The 800-nt window shown below is 40.5% G+C and carries 2 protein-coding genes; both read right to left on the bottom strand.

Annotated features, from left to right (window positions below; genetic code table 11):
- Positions 1-345: transposase (locus POF51_RS32270; protein WP_442869630.1), on the bottom strand; the 345-nt coding region annotated here is incomplete at its 3' end.
- A partial coding sequence (locus POF51_RS32015) for an IS3 family transposase (protein WP_271756755.1) occupies positions 273-800 on the bottom strand: 528 nt, incomplete at its 5' end. The genes POF51_RS32270 and POF51_RS32015, both read right to left, overlap by 73 nt.

The raw sequence follows: 800 nt of genomic DNA, 5'->3' as shown, positions 1-800 counted from the left end.
ATGGTTATAAAACCAAATGTATTTTTCAATGGCTTGAAAGAGATCTTCCTCTGTCTTACACTCAGTAAAGTACAATGTCTCAGTTTTGAGATGCGAGAAAAAGGATTCGATGCAGGCGTTATCAAGGCAGTTTCCTTTGCGAGAGTGGCTGCCACTTATGCCAAGTTCCTTTATTCGCTTATTGTACTGTCGAGACGTGTATTGGAAGCCCTGATCTGAATGTAGGGTTGCTTTCTGCACGTCTCTTTTTTCGTTTAGCTGTCCTACAGTGTCTAACACAAGTTGTAAATCATTTCGCTTGGAAACTTTCCAGGCAACAACTTCGTTGTTAAAAAGGTCCTGAATGACGAAAGGTAATAGTAACGGTTATGAAGTGCAACATACGTAATATCTGTTACAAATACCTCATTGGGCTTGTCCGCTCTAAACTTACGGTTAAGTAAGTTGGGATATACAATGGAAGGAGCTTTACCAAAAAAGCGGCGCTTCCTTCTGATGATGGATTGAAGGTTTAACTCTTTCATCAGGCGGTATATTCGCTTGTGATTCGCATTCAATCCTTTCTTCTTTAATGCTATCTGCATTCGTGGATAGCCATAGTATGGATGCTCCAAGTGAATCGCCATCATATGCTTTTTCAGAATCTGTTCTAACTCATTTCTTGCTGACGGCCTTCCTTTGGTGCTAAGCCATTTGTAAAAACCCGACCGTGACACTTGCGCAATTTCTACCAACCATGTTAGTGGATATTTTTTACGCAGCTCGTTTATGATCGTAAACCGAGTTATTTTCCATACCTT

The sequence above is a fragment of the Brevibacillus sp. AG genome (assembly GCF_028369215.1).
GTDB classification, from domain to species: Bacteria; Bacillota; Bacilli; order Brevibacillales; family Brevibacillaceae; genus Brevibacillus; species Brevibacillus porteri.
Note: the sequence above shows the minus strand (reverse complement) of the source record. Positions and strands in the feature narration are given on the sequence as shown.